Consider the following 16849-nt stretch of genomic DNA (forward strand, 5'->3'; position numbering starts at 1 on the left):
GGGCTTTGCCATTTAAGTTATAGAATGATCGCTTATTCTCATCATAGTCTTTGAAGTTATTTGATGAGGAATTCTGTTATGTTCAGGAAGCTGTGTACTATTTGAAAATAACCACATGTTTTGCGTACAATTTCTGTTTTTTTGTTATTCTTGAGTACTTATAAAATTATTAGATTGACCCTTTAGGGTTGATTATTTGGAATTGTGAAAGTTGAAGAAAATGTCGATCACTATTTATAGCAAACCATCTTGTGTCCAATGTGATGCTACACGCCGTGCTTTTGATGCAAAAGGCATTCATTATCGCGTTGTTGATATTTCTTGTGATGAACAAGCATACAGTTTTGTTCAATCTCTGGGGTATCGTCAGGTTCCTGTCGTTGTTTGTGGTGAAAATCATTGGTCTGGTTTTAGACCAGATATGATTAGTGGTCTTTGTGCTTAATGGGGCTTATTGTTTATTATTCGAGTGCAACGGGTAATACAGAACATTTTGTCTCGCAACTTGGTCAACGACTCTTCAAAATTGATAAAAGAAAGCCTTCTGCATTGGTTGGTGAACCTTATGTACTGGTTGTTCCTACATATGCAGATGGTGAAGGAAGAGGGGCAGTGCCGAAAGCCGTTATCCATTTTCTTAATGAAGCCGAGAACCGAAAATTAATTCGTGGTGTCATTGGTGGTGGGAATCGTAATTTTGGTTGTTATTATAATTTAGCAAGTAAAATCATTGCTGAAAAATGTTGTGTACCTTGCCTTTATCGTTTTGAGCTGCGTGGAACTGATGAAGACGTTCTTTATGTAAAAAAGGGATTGGAAAGATTTTGGAAACAATTGGTATAGGACAATCGCAGAAATCGGATCAGATTACTGATTATCATGCGCTGAATGCAATGCTTAATCTTTATGATGAAAATGGTCATATTCAATTTGATATGGATCGGCTTGCCGCACGGCAATATTTTCTTCAGCATGTTAATCAAAATACAGTTTTTTTTCATAACTTGAAGGAAAAAATAGACTACTTAATTGAAGAAGGTTATTACGAAAAAGTTTTATTTGAGCTTTATGATTTTTCTTTTATTAAAAAGCTTTTTAAACGTGCTTATGCATTTAAGTTTCGTTTCCCTACCTTTTTAGGCGCATTTAAGTACTATACCAGCTATACATTAAAGACTTTTGATGGGAAACGTTATCTTGAACGTTATGAAGATCGTGTCTGTCTTGTAGCTTTATATTTGGCACAAGGGAATAAAGCTCTTGCTGAAAGTTTTGTGGATGAAATTATTACAGGACGGTTTCAGCCGGCAACACCGACATTTTTAAATGCTGGGAAAAAACAACGTGGTGAATTGGTTTCGTGTTTTTTGCTACGTGTTGAAGATAATATGGAATCGATAGGTCGTTCGGTTAATTCGGCTTTGCAGCTTTCAAAACGTGGTGGAGGTGTGGCGCTTTGTTTAACGAATTTGCGGGAAGCTGGGGCACCAATTAAGCAAATAGAAAATCAGTCCTCAGGAGTCTTACCGGTGATGAAACTCTTGGAAGATTCTTTTTCTTACGCCAATCAGCTTGGGGCACGACAGGGGGCTGGAGCTGTTTATTTGCATGCTCACCATTTAGATATTATGAAGTTTTTGGATACAAAGCGTGAAAATGCTGATGAAAAAGTTAGAATCAAAACGCTTTCGCTTGGTGTCGTTATTCCTGATATTACTTTTGAGCTTGCACGGAATAATGAGGACATGTATCTCTTCTCATCTTATGATATCGAGCGTGTGACAGGTAAGCCCTTTAGCGATATTTCTTTAACGGAGCATTATCGTTCTTTTGTTGATAATGCAAAGATTCGTAAAAAGAAAATAAGTGCACGCGTTTTTTTCCAGACATTAGCAGAAATTCAATTTGAGTCGGGTTATCCCTATATTTTATTTGAGGATACTGCTAATCGATCGAATCCAATAGCTGGGCGCATAAGTATGAGCAATTTATGTTCAGAAATTTTGCAGGTGAGTGAGGCAAGTGAACTGGAGACAGATTTAACTTATCGCACGATTGGAAGTGATATATCCTGTAATCTTGGATCCATGAATATTGCCAAAGCAATGGAAAGTCCTGATTTCGGACAGACCGTGGAATCTGCTGTTCGTGCTCTTACTGCGGTTTCGGATATGAGTAATATTGCTTGTGTGCCTTCCATTGCGAAAGGCAATGCTGAAAGTCATGCGATTGGTTTGGGACAAATGAATTTGCATGGGTTTCTAGCGCGTGAACAGATCTATTATGGGTCTCCAGAAGCGATAGATTTTACCAATATCTATTTTTATATTGTGACATATCACGCCATACGAGCTTCCAATTTGATTGCACGTGAACGTCAAGAAATGTTTTCAGGGTTTGAAAAATCAGCTTATGCAGATGGACGTTTTTTCGAAAAATATATTGAAAAAGAATGGAAACCGCAATTTGCGCTTGTGCAAGAGCTTTTTGCACGGAACAATATTGTTATCCCAGATCAAAAGGATTGGCAGGAACTTAAAAAATTAGTCATTGAGTATGGGCTTTATAACCGTAATTTGCAGGCAGTTCCACCTACGGGATCTATTTCCTATATTAATCATGCCACTTCTTCTATTCATCCAATTGCTTCAAAAATTGAAATTCGCAAAGAGGGAAAAATTGGGCGCGTTTATTATCCCGCTCCTTATATGGATAATACGAATTTGAATTTTTACCAAGATGCTTATGAGATTGGTCCTGAAAAAATTATAGATACCTATGCTGCTGCAACACAGCATGTTGATCAAGGTCTTTCATTAACATTATTTTTTCCTGATACCGCTACCACACGTGATATTAACCGCGCACAAATTTATGCCTGGAAAAAGGGTATAAAGAGTATTTACTATGTACGATTACGGCAAGTAGCATTAAGTGGAACAGAAGTTGATGGCTGTGTTTCGTGCAGTTTATAGGAGATCATCATATGACAAAGATTACAACCAAAAATCCTGTTGTGTGCGCTGTTAATTGGAATAGATTACATGATGAGAAAGATCTTGAAGTATGGAACCGCTTAACTGGGAACTTTTGGTTACCTGAGAAGGTTCCACTTTCCAATGATATTCCCTCATGGTCAAGCTTAACAGATGAAGAACGTAAATTAACAATTCGTGTTTTTACAGGACTAACGCTTTTAGATACAATTCAAAATACTGTTGGAGCCATTTCGCTTCTGGCTGATGCAATAACAGAGCATGAGGAGGCAGTGTTGACGAATATTGCTTTCATGGAAGCGGTTCATGCACGTTCTTATTCCTCTATTTTTTCAACCCTTTGTTCGACGGTAGAAGTTGATGATGCGTTTAGATGGTCAGAAGAAAATATTCATTTGCAGAAAAAGGCTAGATTAGTACTTGAGCGTTATGAAGCAAATGATCCACTTAAGAAAAAAATTGCTTCGACTTTGCTGGAAAGCTTTTTATTTTATTCTGGTTTTTATTTGCCCATGTATTGGGCCAGTCGCGCTAAGTTGACCAATACAGCAGATCTCATTCGATTAATCATTCGTGATGAAGCAGTCCATGGTTATTATATAGGTTATAAATTCCAATTGGGCTTTGCAAAGCTTGATGAAGCCAAAAAGAAAGAAATTAAAGATTTTGCTTTTAACCTGCTCTTTGACCTTTATAATATCGAGTGCAAATATACTGAAGATCTTTATGATGCACTTGGATTGACAGAAGATGTTAAAATTTTTCTTCATTATAATGCTAACAAGGCTTTAATGAATTTAGGTTTTGAAGCTCTTTTTCCCCCTGAGGTTTGTCGTGTTAATCCCGCTATTTTGGCAGCTTTATCACCAAACTCTGACGAAAATCATGACTTTTTTTCAGGGGCAGGTTCTTCTTATGTCATTGGCAAGGCGGTTGCTACCACGGATGATGATTGGGAATTTTAATGTTTGCATGCAAATAGAAGTGCGCGGGGTATTCCACTTAGATCTTTACGCACTTCTAAACATTGAAAACCATTTTTTTTAAATAAATTGCAGACTTCATTTTCTTGAGAGTAACCAATTTCAACAGCGATATAGCCGTTTTCTTTTAAGTAGTTGGCTGCTTCATGGGCGAGTTTTCGATAAAAATAAAGTCCATCTTCCCCTCCCATCAGAGCGCGCAATGGGTCATATAAGCGCACTTCTTTTGCAAGTTTTTTGATATCTTGTGCGGGAATATAAGGTGGATTGGAAACAATGAAATCAAAGCGATCTGCGACAGCATCAAACCAGTCGCTAAGAAGAGGTGTGAAGCGGTGTGCTACTTCAGCATTCTTTGCATTTTTTTTCGCTGTTTTAAGGGCATCTTCAGAAATATCGACTGCCACCGCATAGGATTGGGGAATTTGTTTAAGGAGTGTAATGGCAATGGCGCCACTTCCTGTTCCCATATCAAGGAATGTTGTTCTTCCCGAATTTTCGACCTGTTTTTGGAGAAAAGGGAGAACAAGATCTATCAGCGTTTCTGTATCAGGACGAGGTTCTAACGTCTCTTGAGACAATGTAAAAGATATACCATAAAATTCTCGTGCTCCTATAATACGATAGACGGGTTCGCCTGCAATACGCCGTTGTAAAGCCTGTTCTATTTGTATAATATGCTCAGAAGACAGATGCATATCTGGTTTAGAAATTCTTTCAGCAGCATTTATTCCTGTTATCCATTCAACGAGTATTTTCGCATCGAGATCGGCTTCAGCAATTCCTTTCGTGCGCAATTTTTCTTGCATTTGTTGGATGACATTCTTGAAAGAATATTTGCTCAATTATTATCCATTTCCATCAGCAGTGTTGTTTGATGATCTGAGATGAGTGCATGAAGAAGCTCATCAAGGTCTCCCTCTAGAATGCGATCAAGCTTATACAAGGTTAGATTAATACGGTGATCTGTGACACGTCCTTGTGGAAAATTATAGGTACGAATACGTTCTGAACGATCACCAGAACCAACTTGGCTTTTACGAGAAGCTGAACGTTCACTTTCCGCTTTTTGTCGTTCGATATCGAATAAGCGTGCCCGTAAAATTTGAAGGGCTCGTGCTCGGTTTTGATGTTGTGATTTTTCTGCTTGTACGACCATAATTCCTGTTGGAATATGCGTGATACGAACAGCTGAATCCGTTGTATTAACATGCTGTCCTCCTGCTCCAGATGCACGCATTGTGTCAATACGAATATCTTCAGGGCGAATATCAATATCAATTTCTTCAGCCTCCGGAAGGACTGCAACGGTAGCAGCAGATGTATGGATACGTCCACCGGTTTCTGTTTCGGGGATGCGTTGCACACGATGAACCCCTGATTCATATTTCAATTTAGAAAAGACACCTTTTCCTGAGATAGTAGCAATAATCTCTTTATATCCGCCAACTTCTCCCTCACTGAGTGAAATAACTTCTACTTTCCAATGGTGAGCATGGGCATAACGTTCATACATACGGAAAAGATCACCGGAAAAAAGTGCTGCTTCTGATCCACCCGTTCCTGCTCGAATTTCAACAATAGCGTTTTTTTCATCAGCAACATCTTTAGGCAAAAGCAGAATTTGGAGTTCTTTTTCAAATTGCTCTACTTTTTTATATAACAATGGTAGCTCTTCTTGGGCAAGATTACGCATCTCTACGTCTGTTTGTTTATCATTGATAATTGTTTCTAATTCTGTAATCTCTTTGTAAAGAGCATTTAATGCGCGTATAGAGGCAATAACGGGTTGTAGTTCTGCATATTCAGAAGCTAATTTGACATATGTTTCAGCATTTGGATTAGTCGTCATTTGGCGTTCAATTATTTCAAAGCGCTTTTCAAGCTGTCTCATACGATCTTGTGGCAAAGAAACCATGATAATATTGGCCTAATTTTTCATAATACAATTTTTATAATATTTTGTTGCAATGATTTTTTGTTATAATACTGACAATGAATTACCGTATAGCATCATACAAAAAGGGGTAATAGAGCAAAAAAATTTTTTTGCCAATGGAAACTATTATATCTTAAAGGTAAATTTTTATAAAACTTGATTTCCCTGAGGTATTTTATCTAATGATATATAATCACTTTTTTAAGAGTTTTTTTTTCCGTAAAGTTCAAGGCGGTGATGAATAATATCATAGCCAAGGGACTTTGCAATTTCCTCTTGCAGCTTTTCAATAACATCAGAATGAAACTCGATAACTTGTCCTGTTTCTATATCAATGAGATGATCATGATGTTGCCCATCTGCTTGCTCAAAACGAGATGGACCACCACTAAAGCTATGGCGATGAATTGTTCCATTTCCTTCTAATGTTTTCATGGTTCGATAAACAGTTGAGAGTGAAATACTCGAATCTATTTTGTTTGCACGCTGAAAAATTTCAAATGCATTGGGATGGTCATTTGTGTCAGTCAAAATATCAAGAATAACTCGTCGTTGACGTGTTACTCTTAAACCAGCTGTGCGCAATTCTTGCTCATAATTTCGCTTTTTATTCATTTTCATAGTTTGCTTTTCAAACAAAGGCTCCATGACAGTGTTTGTATTTTTTCTCTGAACCGCAAGGACAACGCTCATTACGTCCAACTTTTCCCCATGTGGTTATATCATTAGGGTCACGATCTTGTGGATTAACAAATCTATTTTCTTGTGATCGTGCCCATAAGGTGGGAGCATTTTCTTGACTTTTATCATTAAAGACAGAAGAAGCAGCATCAGTTTGCTCAGGCATGGTCGGTTCTGTAGGTTGTTGAATGATTTCAAAGCGCATAAGCTTAGAAGTGACAATTCGGCGCAAATTCCTCAACATACTTTGAAAGAGTTCAAAAGATTCTGTCTTATATTCATTGAGCGGATCCCGCTGCGCATAACCACGAAAACCAACAACAGAACGCAAATGGTCTAAACTCACCAGATGTTCACGCCATAACGTGTCAATAGTTTCGAGCAATACTGCCTTGTGAAAATAAGCCATAACTTCTGGAGAATAGCGTTCAGTACGTTCATTTTCAAGTTTTGTAACAGCATCTGATACACGCTCCAAAATTTGCTCCTCGGCAATTCCATCTTCTTTTGCCCACTCTTCCACTGGAAGCTCAAGATTAAAGAGTTGTTGAAGTTCTTCTTCGAGAGTTTTTACATCCCATTTTTCAGAATATGTCCCTGATGGAATATAAGCCTCTACGAGATCCTCTACAACTTCATTGCGCATTTCAAGGATCATTTCTGATAAATCATCTGCGTCCATGATCTCCATACGCTGTTCAAAAATAACCTTGCGTTGATCATTCATGACATCATCATATTTTAGCAGATTTTTACGAATTTCAAAGTTTCGTGCTTCGACCTTTTTTTGTGCTTTTTCAAGGGCTTTATTAATCCATGGATGGATAATAGCTTCATTTTCTTTCAATCCAAGTTTTTGCAGCATACCATCCATACGATTGGAGCCAAAGATACGCATAAGATCATCTTGAAGAGAAAGAAAGAATTTTGAGCGACCTGGATCGCCTTGGCGACCAGAACGTCCACGAAGCTGGTTATCAATACGACGGCTTTCATGACGTTCCGTCGCAATGACGTAAAGACCACCAGCCGCTAAAGCTTTGTCTTTAAGCTTCTGAACATCTTTTTTTATTTCTTCAATTTTAGCTGTCCGCTCTGGACCTTCGGGGATATCCTGTAACTCTTGTCGGATGCGCATTTCAACATTACCACCAAGTTGTATATCCGTACCGCGTCCTGCCATGTTGGTCGCGATGGTGAGAGCTCTAGGAACTCCTGCTTGCGCAATGATGTATGCTTCTTGTTCGTGATAGCGAGCATTTAAGACTCTAAAATCGGTAATGCCTTCTTTTCGCAAACGCTCTGCCAATTGTTCTGACTTTTCAATAGAGGTTGTTCCAACAAGAATAGGCTGTTCTTTTTCGTGTGCTTGACGGATATCACGCACAATTGCCCGATATTTCTCTTCTGCTGTTCGATAAATTTCATCATCTTCATCAATACGTTGTATTGGCAAATTTGTAGGGACTTCAACAACGTCAAGACCATAAATATTTCTGAATTCTTCGGCTTCTGTTGTTGCAGTTCCAGTCATTCCAGATAATTTCCTATACATACGGAAGTAATTTTGGAAAGTGATGGAAGCAAGTGTCTGGTTTTCTGGTTGAATAGCAACATGCTCCTTAGCTTCTAACGCTTGATGAAGTCCTTCAGAATAACGCCGCCCAGGCATCATTCGCCCTGTAAATTCGTCAATAATAACGATTTCATCATTGCGAACAATGTAATCTTTATCGCGAGCAAACAGTTTATGAGCTTTTAGAGCATTATTGACATGATGAACGATAGCGACATTTTCTATGTCATAAAGGCTTTCACCTTTAAGATGTCCAGCTTGTTCGAGCATTTTTTCAATTTTTTCAGTACCAACTTCGGTAAAAGTCGTTGTTTTTTGTTTTTCGTCTATTTCATAGTCTTCTGGAGTTAAGGCAGGAATAAATGTATCAATAAGGTTATAGAAGTCAGTACGATCTTCTAGAGGACCAGAAATAATAAGGGGTGTACGGGCTTCATCAATAAGAATCGAATCAACTTCATCAACAATTGCGTAATGATGTCCACGTTGGACCATTTGACTACGATCGAAGGCCATATTATCACGCAAATAATCAAAACCTAGTTCATTATTTGTGGCATAGGTGATGTCGCATGCATAGGCCTCTCGGCGGGCATCACTATCAAGATCATGAAGAATCACGCCTGTTGTAAGCCCTAGAAAACTAAAAATTTTCCCCATTGTTTCAGCATCACGACTGGCGAGATAATCATTTACTGTCACAACATGAACGCCTTTACCTTCCAATGCATTGAGATAAATTGGTAAAGTTGCCATTAATGTTTTACCTTCACCAGTACGCATTTCAGCTATGCCACAGTCGTGAAGGACCATTCCACCAATAAGTTGCACGTCAAAAGGACGCATGTCATAAACACGTTTTGCGGCTTCACGAACAGTTGCGAAAGCTTCTGGTAAGAGCAAATCAACACTTTCACCTTCACTAAGACGTTTACGAAAGGCATCTGTTTTTTGGCAAAGCTGCTCATCACTTAATTTTACAAATTGTTCTTCCAAAGCATTAATTTGTGCAACTTTTTGGCGGAGTGCTTTGAGACGTCGCTCATGAGCTGAACCAAAAAACTTACGGGCAAAAACACCTAAACTGACCATCTCTGGCCCTTTCTTTTAATTGTTGTCACTCTTGTTGGGTAATTCATACGCTTTCCCCATACTCTACATTTTCTTCAAGTTATCTGATATGATTAGAGACATCATGGAATGCAGATGGTACCATTATACTTGTTGGTGTGCAATTTTTCACTTTAATTGTAAAGTAGAGATAAGAGGCTAAGCGCTCTATGTCAACTTTAGGTACGCTATTTAACTGATACAATACAAAGTAATTTAAGATACAATATGTCATTTTTCTCTATTATCATGTTTTCATCTGCATTAGATAGGATTGGAGCAACTCAGATAAAAGGACAATTTTATACTTTTTTAAAATAAAATTACTAATTTATTTCTCTATGTTTAAAGGTTAAAGTGTTATGGTAAAGAAAATTGGAATCTTGAACCTGCCTTCATTTTTAAGGAGTATATTTATGAAATTTAACTTTATCACGCTTTTTTTAGCATCAACTTTATTGGCAAGTACAAGTTTAGGGGTGAGAGCCCAAGAAGGTTTGAATTCATCGTCGAATGATTTAAAGACTTTGGAGAAAGCTTCTGAAAAAGCCGTTTCTCCTTCTCATGTTATGGCGGTTATTGATGGGAAAAATATTACAGCAGGCCAATTGGATGATTTAGCGCTTGAAATAAATCCTAATTTAGCACGTTTTCCTGATGAACAACGCCGTATGATGGTTCTAAAAGCTTATTTAGATATGCAGGCACTTGCAAAAGCAGCAAGAAGCAAAGGTCTTGATAAGACAGAAGCTTACGATAAACGTATGGCAGTCATGCGTGACAATGTTCTTCAACAGCTTTATTTTAAACAGGCGATTGTTGACAAAATCTCGGATACTGATTTGGAAGCTCTTTATAAGGAAGAAGTCGCTGCTTTACCTAAAGAAGATGAGGTTAAAGCGCGCCATATTTTGGTCAAAACGAGAAAAGAAGCAGAAGCTATCATTAAGCATTTAAATAAAGGCGAAAATTTTGAAGAGATTGCAAAGAAAAGTTCAACAGATGGTTCTGCTGCCGTTGGGGGTGATCTTGGTTATTTTAGCCATGGTCAAATGGTCAAGCCTTTTGAAGATGCTGCATTTGGTTTGAAAATTGGCGAATACACTAAACAACCCGTTGAAAGTCCTTTTGGTTGGCATATTATTAAATTAGAAGATCGTCGTTTGAAACAACCTCCTGCATTTGATGATGTTAAAGAGATGTTGCGGACACAGCTGATAAAAAAGCGCTATCAAGAACTGATTGTTGATTTGCGTAGCAAGATGGATGTGAAATACCCTGATCCTAATGTTACAAAAATCATGGAATCGCTTCATCAAAATGGGACGCTACTTCCCGATGAGACATCAGATGAAGAAGATACAGAATAGCTAGGAAAAATAAGTGGATAGCCTCTTTAATAGATAATTTGCTAGGTTAGTTTTGTTCAAAAAGCCTAGCAGTTTTCTATGAGGGGTTATTGATCTGCAATCATTTCATTTATTTTTACAGAGAGCATATTGTGGTTTTGAAAATTTCTCCTTTGTCGCCTCAAAAGATCCAGGAGCTTTCTCCCTTATCTGGGGTACGGATAGCAACAGCTGAAGCTGGGATTAAATATAAAGATCGTACAGATCTTCTTTTCATCATATTCGATAAGCCAGTGAGTGTGGCCGGTGTTTTTACCCGTTCAAAATGTCCATCTGCTCCTGTAGAGCATTGTCGTGCATCGCTTCCTCATGGGGTTGCGAGGGGTGTTGTTGTGAACTCTGGAAATGCAAATGCTTTTACAGGAAGCAAAGGAAAGCACACAACCAATGAAATCATCTGTGCAGCAGCAAACGCTTTAAAGGTTAGAGGAGATGAAATTTTTATAGCTTCTACGGGGGTTATTGGTGAGCCAATGGATGCATCGGGTATTGTCAATCTTTTACCAAGTATGGCAGAGACAGCAGAAGAGGGAAATTGGTTGGAAGCTGCAAAAGCGATAATGACAACGGACACATTTCCAAAACTTGCGACGCGCACTTTTGACTGTGGGGGAGAGAGTGTTACCATTCATGGAATTGCAAAAGGTGCTGGTATGATTGCACCCGATATGGCGACAATGCTGTCGTTTGTGGTTAGTGACGCTACTATTTCTTCGGATGTACTCCAATCCATGTTATCAGAGGCAGTTGAGGGTTCTTTCAATTCAATTACTGTTGATAGCGATACTTCAACTTCAGATACGCTTATGTTGTTTGCGACAGGAAAAGGACATTTCCCATGTCTTACAAGTAAATCTGATCAGCGTTATGGAGTTTTTGTGAAACAATTGAGTGCACTTTTGCATGAACTTGCACTACAAGTTGTTTGTGATGGCGAAGGTGCTCGTCATTTAATTGAGGTTAATGTGATGGGGGCTACAACAGACAATGCAGCTAAAACTATTGCTTTATCAATTGCAAATTCACCGCTCGTAAAAACGGCTATTGCTGGTGAAGATGCGAATTGGGGGCGGGTCGTTATGGCAGTTGGGAAGGCCGGTGTTGAAGTCGATCGTGATCTATTGACGATTTGGTTTGGTGAGCATCGTGTGGCCGTGAATGGCGTACGAGATCCTGAGTATTGTGAAGAGACAATAGGTACTTATATGCAAGGTAAGCACATCACAATTCGTGTTGATATCGGTTTGGGTAAGAGCACGGCGACGGTTTGGTCTTGCGATTTAACAAAAGAGTACGTTATGATCAATAGTGATTACAGAAGTTAATGAATGGATGTACTCTCTATATTTAACTGCCGATTATTTTTTAAGAGAATGAGATATGTGAGTTCTTTTTGAGGTAAGGGAATATACTAGAAAGAGACAGTTATCTTTATATTCTCATTGGAGAGTGATATGTGTATAAAAAGTTCCCTTCTTCTTGTTGTTGCATGTGCACTGTTAGATCAAAATAATCGTGTTTTGCTTACCAAGCGTCCTGAAGGAAAATCGCTGGCTGGTTTATGGGAGTTTCCTGGTGGAAAGGTTGAGCAAGGTGAAACTCCAGAAATTTCATTGATTCGTGAACTAGAAGAAGAGCTTGGTGTGTATGTTCAGGCAAATAATTTATTACCTTTAACGTTTGCAAGCCATAGCTATGCAACATTTCACCTCTTGATGCCGTTGTATCTTTGTTATCATTATGAGGGAGTTGCGCAAGGACGAGAGGGGCAAAATTTAGAATGGGTTTTTGTTAATGATCTTGATAAATACCCTATGCCTGATGCTGATAAACCATTGGTTCAGGTATTGAAAAATCATCTTCTTTAATGTGTTATAAGAAGAAAATATTGTTTAAATATAATTCAATATATTGATTTAAAATGATAATTTATAATTTTTATGTTGAATGTAAAAGTCCAGAGTCGTAATTTTTTTTCATTTCAAATCTGTTTTATATTAAATTAACCAAAACCATTCTTTTGTACGTTCCAAGCGGGGAAAGTCATGTGGATAAAATTATTTAAGAAAGAAATAAAATACGTGCTGAAAGAACACTCTCCAGTAGCCAAGGGTCATCGTAACATTGAGAATTGGCAAAGTGTATAATGATACCTTTTCACGCGTATCATTGTGAGATGAGTTTGGATGCACTGAGAGATATCAGGAGTATTTATTTCATGAGATATCGATAATGGGAAAAATTTCAAAAAAGAACGCTTTGTATTTGTTGTTAGAGATCGTTTTACATGACCAAAAGCTTAAATTATTATTGTAATACATGATTATATAATAACATATTTTTTTATAACCATAAATTTTCTTTTATTTTTCTTGATGTTATATGATTTCTCAATCAAAAAAATGTTCAATAACGTACGAATAAAAAGAGTGGTATGTAATTTTAAAAACAATTTTAAAACAAATAAAACATATAGTTAATGAATTATTAAATATAGAAGAAAAACATGAAAAGTAGACTTCTTAGGGAGTTACATTCCTGTACCTTATATAGTATGAGAGATAAAGAAAAAATCTCCCTAAATAAGTATATAAATGAGAAATATAAATAATATGAGAAAGATATTATTTTTTATAGGAGGCATGTATTAAGTTTTTTGCATTGGACGACGTTTTGCGATGGGATATTGATTTTTTTTAGCGATACGCGTAATTGCCTCTTCTAATGGCTCGATCATAACGTCCATGGAAAAACCATTTGCGTGAATAATATTTTCATGATCAACCATAATAGCAACATGATCTTTCCAAAAAATTAAATCGCCTCGTTGAAGTTTATCAGTATCTGTAAGAGGACTGCCTATAGTTTCTTGCTGCATATCGGTGTCACGTAAAACTATTTGATCGGTCATCATCATAGAGAGCTGAATGAGTCCCGAACAATCAATTCCAAAACCGCTGACACCACCCCAAAGATAAGGTGTACGGATAAAGGTTTCTGCAACAGTGACATAATCTTCATATACGCGTCCAATGGGGCTGAGATGGCTCGTAATGATTGCTGTTCCATTTTCAAGAATAGAATACATTGTGTCACGGACTTCAATTTCATCAACAACACTGACTTTGCTGCCCATAGATAAAGGAGACACTATTGGTCCACGTAAGTCAGCGTGTAAATATTTAAATGTACGTGGTACTGAAACTACATGCGTTTGTTTTATAGTTGATGTACAAAGGGCTGTAGTATCAATATAACCAACATAACCATCTTTAAGGGATTGCCCCCACGACATCGTTTCCCCTTGTTCAAAAATGAGAAGTTCTTCTCCCAATAAGCATTCAGTTTGTCTTTCACTTTTTTTACTATTTTCTTTAAAAAGCCCAGCGACCGCTGTATTAACACGTTTTTTTTCACCTTGAACAAAGCGCTGGGCTGTAATTTCTGTTTCAAGACGTTGATCCGCTAGATCATCTCTGAATGCATAAAGCCTTGGGTCTTTAGAGATCATCTTTTTGCTTCCATTTTGTTACTTCTTACTTTTAAACAAACTCATGAAAACTCTATTGGTAAGGTTTTTATCCTCAAACAAAACTAAGAACACAGTTTAAGACGATTGCAATTATTCTTTAAGATGTAAAATTGTCTATCTTTGTGGATATTGTGTGTCAAACTTCATTTTTAAAAATATTATAAAGGGCACGAATAGTTTGTGCTGATCCACCAATAGGGTATCCTGGTTTTTCTTTTGGAACCCATCCATAAAGGTCAAAATGCGCAAAATGTTCAGCTTTTTCAACAAAAGAATTAAGAAATAAAGCAGCCGTTATAGAGCCAGCAAAGCTATTTCCAGTTACATTGTTAAGATCAGCAATTGGTGATGATAACATCTCTTGGTAAGGTTTCCAAAGGGGCATTTGCCAAAGAGGATCAAAAACAGCGTGAGCAGATTCAGAGATTTGTTGTGCCCATATTGAATCATTGCAATAAAATGCGGGGAGATCTGGTCCTAATGCTATACGCGCTGCCCCTGTTAAAGTAGCCATACAAAGCATGAATTGTGGGCTTGCTTCATCACCATAGGCGAGCGCATCGGCAAGGACAAGTCGCCCTTCAGCATCTGTATTACCTACTTCAACACTTAAGCCTTTACGACTTTTGAGAATATCACCTGGTCGGTAAGCATTCGCAGAAATTGCATTTTCTACAGCTGGAATCAAAACACGTAGACGGAAAGGCAATTTGGCATCCATGATAAGTTTAGCCAATCCCAAAACGTTTGCTCCACCCCCCATATCTTTTTTCATAAGCAACATGTTATTGGCTGATTTAATATCGAGTCCTCCCGTATCAAAAGTTACCCCTTTGCCTACCAACGTTATTTTAGGATGATGTTCTTGCCCCCAGTGTAACTCAATCAGTCGCGGTGCAGTACTGCCTGCTCGTCCTACGGCATGAATCATCGGAAAGTTATGGGTTAAGAGATCATCTCCACAAATACTTTGGACATGAGCACCGTAGGTTTTTCCCAGTTTTCGTGCTTCTTTTTCGAGAGCATCAGGGGTCATATCACTGGCTGGAATATTGATGAGATCACGGACAAAAAAGACAGCCTCATAAATTCGTTGGAGTTCATTAAGATCAACGTCCTCATTGACATGGATAGACAATGATTTGAAAGAAGAATTTTGACGATAGCGATTAAATTGATAGCTACCGAATGCTAATCCAAGATAGGCATTTATTTCATCAGAGGTTGTACCTTCTAAATGCCATTGACCAGCAGGAAGTTTTTGAGCAAGCAGTCCTGTGATAAAGGGATCGTTCCCATTTCCAATTCCAAATAAAACTTTTTTTAAATGCCCCGTTTCGTGAGGAACAAAGAGTATTTGTCCTGCTTTACCAGTAAAGTCATTAACTTTTATCCATGCTGTTGTTGACGCATCAAGTGATAAGTTGGCAAGAGTTCTTTGGTTTACCAAGATGATAGGGCAACTGTTATCGATACGCGTTGAGGTAAAATGAATGTGATAATGCTGCATAGTTATGAGATCCTTATAGTCGTCTAAGTGCGACATACTCGACCAAATGATTTTTTCCTTTTCGTAGAATGAGATTGGATCGTGGTCGTGTTGGCAATATATTTTCTTGTAAATTTTTTAAATTAATTGTTTGCCAAAGATCCTCAGCGATTTTTGAGGCTTCTTTTTCACTGAGCAGGGCATAACGATGAAAATAGGATTCAGGATTTTGAAAAGCTGTTTTACGCAAACGTTTAAAGCGCTCTAAATACCAGTGACGAATGACTTCTGTTTCGGCATCGACATAGATTGAAAAATCAAAAAAATCTGATACGAAAGGAATAGCTTTCCCGTCTTTAGGAAGATCACTGACCTGTAATACATTAATACCTTCAACAATTAAAATATCAGGACGGTCAATGGTAATTGTCTGATTTTCTAGAACATCATAGGTCATATGTGAGTAAAGCGGGGCACGGACATTTCCGATACCTGCTTTTATAGCCGAAAGAAAGCACAGCAATTTTTTAATGTCATAGGAATCAGGAAATCCTTTACGATTCATACGATTTTTTTGCTGTAAGATTGCATTAGGATAGAGAAAACCATCCGTTGTGATCAGATCAACTTTAAGACTAGATGTCCATCGTTTCAACAGTTCTTGAAGAATGCGAGCCGTGGTTGATTTTCCTACTGCTACAGAACCAGCAATTCCAATAATAAAGGGCGTTTTTCTACTCTCTTCTTGATGGAGAAACTGCTGACGTTTGTGAAAAAGTTCCTGTACTGCTTCAACATGGCATGATAACAGACGCGATAAAGAAAGATAAATGCGTTGGACTTCTTTAAGATCGATAGGATCATCAATAGAGCGCAAACGCTTAATTTCATCAAAAGTCAAAGTAAGAGGTGTGTCTGCACGAAACTCTGACCATTCTTGTGCAGTAAAAACACGATAGGGTGAATATCGGTCAGAAACGCATTTGACCAGATTATCTTCCTGATTAATTTTTTGTATAATCGTATCAATCATTTGTATTGGTCGAGAATTTTTTGCCGCAGCAATCGATTAAAAGTGGACAAGATGAGCGGCTTGATTTTCAAATAAATTTTGTTTTGCATGCTCTCTTCTTT

The 16849-nt window shown here is 37.8% G+C and carries 14 protein-coding genes; 7 read left to right on the top strand and 7 right to left on the bottom strand.

The features are described 5' to 3' along the window. Window positions 1–220 precede the first annotated feature (220 nt). The 4 genes from nrdH to nrdF are packed head-to-tail and all read left to right on the top strand — an operon-like array spanning window position 221 to window position 3961. Entirely contained in the window at window positions 221–445 is a 225-nt protein-coding gene (gene nrdH / locus U736_RS0101585; protein ID WP_005774163.1) for a glutaredoxin-like protein NrdH, read from the top strand. Then, a complete protein-coding gene (gene nrdI / locus U736_RS0101590) occupies window positions 445–843 on the top strand; it encodes a class Ib ribonucleoside-diphosphate reductase assembly flavoprotein NrdI (RefSeq protein WP_012754607.1) in 399 nt (132 codons plus the stop codon). Before nrdH ends, nrdI begins: the two co-directional genes overlap by 1 nt. After that, window positions 825–2975, top strand: coding sequence for a class 1b ribonucleoside-diphosphate reductase subunit alpha (gene nrdE, locus U736_RS0101595; RefSeq protein ID WP_012754608.1), 2151 nt, complete (start codon window positions 825–827; stop codon window positions 2973–2975). The genes nrdI and nrdE overlap by 19 nt, the downstream gene beginning before the upstream one ends. 11 nt (window positions 2976–2986) lie before the next feature. Next, complete coding sequence (gene nrdF / locus U736_RS0101600) at window positions 2987–3961, top strand: class 1b ribonucleoside-diphosphate reductase subunit beta (RefSeq protein WP_012754609.1); 975 nt, start codon at window positions 2987–2989, stop codon at window positions 3959–3961. On the opposite strand, the gene prmC is transcribed toward nrdF, so the two are convergent. From prmC to secA, 4 genes are all read right to left on the bottom strand, one after another. Continuing rightward, window positions 3958–4824, bottom strand: a complete 867-nt coding sequence (gene prmC / locus U736_RS0101605; protein ID WP_026500202.1) for a peptide chain release factor N(5)-glutamine methyltransferase — start codon at window positions 4822–4824, stop codon at window positions 3958–3960. The genes nrdF and prmC overlap by 4 nt on opposite strands. After that, window positions 4821–5897 (bottom strand): peptide chain release factor 1, encoded by a 1077-nt coding sequence (gene prfA, locus U736_RS0101610; RefSeq protein WP_012754611.1) that lies wholly within the window; start codon window positions 5895–5897, stop codon window positions 4821–4823. Before prfA ends, prmC begins: the two co-directional genes overlap by 4 nt. 222 nt (window positions 5898–6119) lie before the next feature. Continuing rightward, window positions 6120–6611 (bottom strand): Fur family transcriptional regulator, encoded by a 492-nt coding sequence (locus tag U736_RS0101615; RefSeq protein WP_026500203.1) that lies wholly within the window; start codon window positions 6609–6611, stop codon window positions 6120–6122. Beyond that, complete coding sequence (secA, locus tag U736_RS0101620; RefSeq protein ID WP_012754613.1) at window positions 6550–9267, bottom strand: preprotein translocase subunit SecA; 2718 nt, start codon at window positions 9265–9267, stop codon at window positions 6550–6552. Before secA ends, U736_RS0101615 begins: the two co-directional genes overlap by 62 nt. Window positions 9268–9701: 434 nt before the next feature. On the opposite strand from secA, the gene U736_RS0101625 reads away from it, so the two are divergent. From U736_RS0101625 to mutT, 3 genes are all read left to right on the top strand, one after another. Continuing rightward, the gene (locus U736_RS0101625) at window positions 9702–10655 is read left to right on the top strand and encodes a peptidylprolyl isomerase (RefSeq protein WP_012754614.1); all 954 of its coding nucleotides are present in this window, start codon (window positions 9702–9704) and stop codon (window positions 10653–10655) included. A 131-nt stretch (window positions 10656–10786) separates the two neighbouring features. Then, window positions 10787–12019, top strand: coding sequence for a bifunctional glutamate N-acetyltransferase/amino-acid acetyltransferase ArgJ (gene argJ, locus U736_RS0101630; protein WP_012754615.1), 1233 nt, complete (start codon window positions 10787–10789; stop codon window positions 12017–12019). A gap of 129 nt (window positions 12020–12148) precedes the next feature. Continuing rightward, complete coding sequence (mutT, locus tag U736_RS0101635; protein WP_012754616.1) at window positions 12149–12562, top strand: 8-oxo-dGTP diphosphatase MutT; 414 nt, start codon at window positions 12149–12151, stop codon at window positions 12560–12562. Window positions 12563–13341: 779 nt separating this feature from the next. Here mutT and U736_RS0101640 read toward each other — a convergent pair. The 3 genes from U736_RS0101640 to coaA all read right to left on the bottom strand — a co-directional run bounded on the left by U736_RS0101640 (window position 13342) and on the right by coaA (window position 16748). Further along, window positions 13342–14205: a C40 family peptidase gene (locus U736_RS0101640; protein WP_012754617.1), complete on the bottom strand. Its 864-nt coding sequence runs from the start codon at window positions 14203–14205 to the stop codon at window positions 13342–13344. A gap of 157 nt (window positions 14206–14362) precedes the next feature. Further along, window positions 14363–15736 (bottom strand): leucyl aminopeptidase family protein, encoded by a 1374-nt coding sequence (locus U736_RS0101645; RefSeq protein ID WP_012754618.1) that lies wholly within the window; start codon window positions 15734–15736, stop codon window positions 14363–14365. Between the two features lie 13 nt (window positions 15737–15749). Then, a complete protein-coding gene (coaA, locus tag U736_RS0101650; protein ID WP_012754619.1) occupies window positions 15750–16748 on the bottom strand; it encodes a type I pantothenate kinase in 999 nt (332 codons plus the stop codon). Between the last annotated feature and the right edge of the window lie 101 nt (window positions 16749–16849).

It is taken from the genome of Bartonella grahamii ATCC 700132 (assembly GCF_000518085.1).
Lineage (GTDB): Bacteria > Pseudomonadota > Alphaproteobacteria > Rhizobiales > Rhizobiaceae > Bartonella > Bartonella grahamii.

What these genes read in the sequence shown, in the direction of transcription:
- nrdH (WP_005774163.1), top strand. Translation starts at nt 221, where the DNA reads ATGTCGATCACTATTTATAGCAAACCATCTTGTGTCCAATGTGATGCT.
- nrdI (WP_012754607.1), top strand. Translation starts at nt 445, where the DNA reads ATGGGGCTTATTGTTTATTATTCGAGTGCAACGGGTAATACAGAACAT.
- nrdF (WP_012754609.1), top strand. Translation starts at nt 2,987, where the DNA reads ATGACAAAGATTACAACCAAAAATCCTGTTGTGTGCGCTGTTAATTGG.
- prfA (WP_012754611.1), bottom strand. Translation starts at nt 5,897, where the DNA reads ATGGTTTCTTTGCCACAAGATCGTATGAGACAGCTTGAAAAGCGCTTT.
- U736_RS0101615 (WP_026500203.1), bottom strand. Translation starts at nt 6,611, where the DNA reads ATGAGCGTTGTCCTTGCGGTTCAGAGAAAAAATACAAACACTGTCATG.
- secA (WP_012754613.1), bottom strand. Translation starts at nt 9,267, where the DNA reads ATGGTCAGTTTAGGTGTTTTTGCCCGTAAGTTTTTTGGTTCAGCTCAT.
- U736_RS0101625 (WP_012754614.1), top strand. Translation starts at nt 9,702, where the DNA reads ATGAAATTTAACTTTATCACGCTTTTTTTAGCATCAACTTTATTGGCA.
- mutT (WP_012754616.1), top strand. Translation starts at nt 12,149, where the DNA reads ATGTGTATAAAAAGTTCCCTTCTTCTTGTTGTTGCATGTGCACTGTTA.
- U736_RS0101640 (WP_012754617.1), bottom strand. Translation starts at nt 14,205, where the DNA reads ATGATCTCTAAAGACCCAAGGCTTTATGCATTCAGAGATGATCTAGCG.
- U736_RS0101645 (WP_012754618.1), bottom strand. Translation starts at nt 15,736, where the DNA reads ATGCAGCATTATCACATTCATTTTACCTCAACGCGTATCGATAACAGT.
- coaA (WP_012754619.1), bottom strand. Translation starts at nt 16,748, where the DNA reads ATGATTGATACGATTATACAAAAAATTAATCAGGAAGATAATCTGGTC.